Genomic DNA, 3,417 nt, shown 5'->3' on the forward strand with positions numbered 1-3,417 from the left:
TGCGACCGGCCGGCCCCGGGCCGGGATGGAGCGGAGACCGGGCCACCCGTTGCCGCCGGGGTTCTACCGCCATCCGTTGATACCGGCCGGCATGTACTGGCAGCAGGCGAAGGACTATTGCCAGTGGCTAGGCAAGCAGACCGGTGTGCTATTTGATCTGCCAACCGAGGCGCAATGGGAATACGCCGCCCGTAGCCGTGGCCAGAACTTCCTCTGGGCGACGGACAACGGGCATATCGATTTCGGCCGGAATATTGATACCTATGATCAGGCCCAACGAATGAAACCTATTGTTGACACCGACCCTCATGAGCCGTCCTCAGTGACCCGAGCCATGCTGTACCCGGTGGGGATCTTCCCGCCCAATCCGCTCGGGCTGTATGACATGAACGCGAACGGATGGGAGTGGATGCAGGACTGGTATGCCGAGGACTGGTACCGAGTCAGCCCGGAGCACGATCCGAAAGGGCCGCCGACCGGAACTTTGCGCTCCATTCGGGGATATTCGGGGGGCGACTATACCTCCGGCCTCAACATTAAGCGCTTTAAGCGCGATCCCATGATGACTGGAAAAGACATCCGAACGGGGCCATTGGACCCGGATTCAACGTATCGCACACTGTTCGCTGTGTGGCAAACATCGACCGCGCTATCGCACAGCCGCAATGACCCCATCGCCCAGCGTCTTCCATCCACGAACCGAGGAGAAATCATGAATGCAATCGTATTTGAAGGGGATCCGACCGATCATGGCGGCTATGTGATGACAGCAACGTCCACCATTTTCGAAGGCGGAAAGCGCGCGGCCCTGCTTGGTGATGTCGTGTACTGCCCACGGGAAGGGCATGGCGTGAACCCGATCATCGAGGCCGATGAGACCATGTTTTCCGATGGGAAGCGTCTGGTCACCCATCTCTGCAAATCGGCGTGCGGATGCACGATCTTTGCCACGCACTCCACACTTTCAGCCGGTTGATCCATGTCGTGGTCCATCCCCAGCGTTCCGCCGCGTCAGCGACCGGAAGCGATCAAGCTACACATATGGCTGCCCATCCTCGTCGTGATCATGGGGATTGGCGCAGCAGCCGTACTACTGTTCTGGCCGCAAGACAGATCGACTCACACGCCGAAGTTTTGGCTGCTTCTGGTCGGTGCCCCCGCCAGCGTCTGCGCAGTGCCATTCGGCATGATCCTCACGCGGTGGGAGCGGAAGCAAGTCGTTGCCGACGAGAGCGAGCGGGAGGCGACGCGGCTGGCTTCACTTTGGCGTGCGTGGGCCAGACATCATCTGGGGGCAGTGCGCGCAGTCGCGTTTCTGCCAACCATTCAAACGGCGGAGCAGCTTGTCGCGGGTGAGGTGGCCATGCCGGTGAACCTGCAACGCTCGGTCGGCTTCTACTGGGGCGAGAAGGACAAGGCCGACATCCGGCGGGATCGACTCCTTGGTTTGGTGGTGGACCGGTTTGCCGATGATCTGGCCAATGTTCGGTCCCTTGAGGTCGTGCTGATCCTGGATGGCACATCACAGGCGGGCGCGGCCCAATGGAAAGCCGAGAGCGGACGCCTGCTGGCGGAAGCATTGCCTGGGATCGCTTGCGACATCCGCGTTGCCGACGCCACAAGCTGCGTGGCGCGACTGGAAGCCAATCTCGGTCAGGATCAGATGCCCGCACAGCTGATTGTTGCCGCGCAGATCTGGGCAGATGCCGGCGAGAACACCTTCAGCGAAGGTGGCGCGGCAATACTGCTGAGTCCCCGCACGGCCGGTCGCTCAGTGTCTGGCGCGCAGCCTGAGGCGTTGGCAGGACGTATCTGTCGGCCCATGACATCGCAATCCTCCGCTATGGCCGATGATGTTTCCACGATGCTGAACATGCAGGTCGTGCCCGGCAGCTTGCAACAAGTCTGGTCAAGCGGTTTGAATCGGGCGTGCAGTACTGCGATGTTAGGCGCGCTATCCACCGGAGGCGCGGATAACCCGACGGTTATTCAGCTGGAAGACGCGCTGGGCGTCCCGGGGCCCGTCAGCGGATGGATGGCCCTTGCCCTTGCACTGGAAGCAGCACGGCACGGCAAGACGCATCAGTTGGTCGCGTGGCAGGAGTCCGACGCGGAGCGCGTGCACTTGTGCGTGGTCGCGCCGGTACAGCCTGGAGGAGCGTGAATTGCGAAGCTACACACTGGGACGATGGCTGATTCTTGCGGGCGCGTTCGTTGCGGCAGCCATCTACGTCGGCCTCTCGGTGGAGGCCAGTCAGATCCGTCCTTGGTTGACTGAGCATCGTGTAGCGCTTGCAGCCATAGGTTTGGGCGCGTTGATGTGGGCCGTTGTTGCATTGTTTCGGCGGCGACTGGTTCGCCACGAAGTTCAGCAGGCGTCTAAAGCGCAGGGATTGGAGCCCCCCGAGGCTGCCAGCGAGGCAATCATGGAGGCTAAGGCCGGCACTGCGTCGGCGGTAGGGAATCTGCTAGAACTCCGGGCAGTGCTGCGCGCGCAGAGGGGCTTCCGCTGGCGTGACCCCCTGCCGTGGCTACTGCTGACTGGGGACGACGCGGCAGTCGGCCGGCTGGTTCCCGGACTGGACCGACAAGGCTGGCTGAGCACCCCTGATGCGGTGCTGCTGTGGAGCAAGGCGGGCAAGGACGGCCAACCGGATATCGCCTGGCTCACGCAGCTCTATAAACTTCATCGCCGTCGTCCCATCGATGCGGTGCTGCTCGTCACCAACGGCGAAGCTGAACTGCCGTCGCAACGCCACATCACGCATCCCCATCCCTTCACCCTCGCCCGCATCGCCGAGACACTGCGCTGGTCCGCGCCGGTTTTCCTGATCGATGTGGCGCAGGAGAATGCCGCTCCCGACGGGGATAGCGCGCCAGTCGGCTGCGAGTTGCCGCGCCGATGGGATGCCGATGCCGTCAGGCGTGCACTGACCACCCTGCGCAACCGGCTATCGGATCACAGCATCGAGCAACTGATTCAGAACCCCCGCCATCGCCACATGGCCGAACTGTCTGCTCGTCTCGATACCCGCGCCACGGCCATTGCCGATTGGGTAGGGGGATGGGTGAACCGCCACCGGCGGCGCATCCCGTTGCGCGGCGTCGTGTTTGCGCGGTATCCGGCAGCGATTGGCGATGCAGAGAGCGAGGCCGGCATCGACCTGCCGCTCTGGCAACACATCGGCGCAGCCGCAAGGCGCCATGCCGGGCGGCGCATGGGGTGGCATCCGGCCACGGTGTTGTCGGTGGTGGCCCTAGCGGCCATCGGCCTGTGGAGCGCCGGCATGCTGGTGTCCGGGGTGCAAAACGGGCGGGACATTCACGCCGCACAGCAGGCCATCGACGGCCTCCGGTCGGCGCCTGACTCGGCCGCCCGCCTGCACGCGCTGCTCGCCCTGCAGCAGCAGATCGAGC

General features: G+C 63.4%; 2 protein-coding genes and 1 pseudogene. All 3 read left to right on the plus strand.

What is annotated here, in order from left to right; all coding sequences use genetic code 11:
- Window positions 1–976 (plus strand): SUMF1/EgtB/PvdO family nonheme iron enzyme (locus AB4Z27_RS28510; protein ID WP_441645914.1); only part of this gene is annotated, 976 nt, incomplete at its 5' end.
- A gap of 3 nt (window positions 977–979) precedes the next feature.
- The gene (locus tag AB4Z27_RS28515) at window positions 980–2,164 is read left to right on the plus strand and encodes a hypothetical protein (RefSeq protein WP_441645915.1); all 1,185 of its coding nucleotides are present in this window, start codon (window positions 980–982) and stop codon (window positions 2,162–2,164) included.
- Window position 2,165: 1 nt separating this feature from the next.
- A pseudogene (locus AB4Z27_RS28520) lies at window positions 2,166–3,417 on the plus strand (ImcF-related family protein); the annotation flags it as partial.

This window comes from Cupriavidus sp. KB_39, assembly GCF_052114485.1.
In the GTDB taxonomy this organism is placed as follows: domain Bacteria; phylum Pseudomonadota; class Gammaproteobacteria; order Burkholderiales; family Burkholderiaceae; genus Cupriavidus.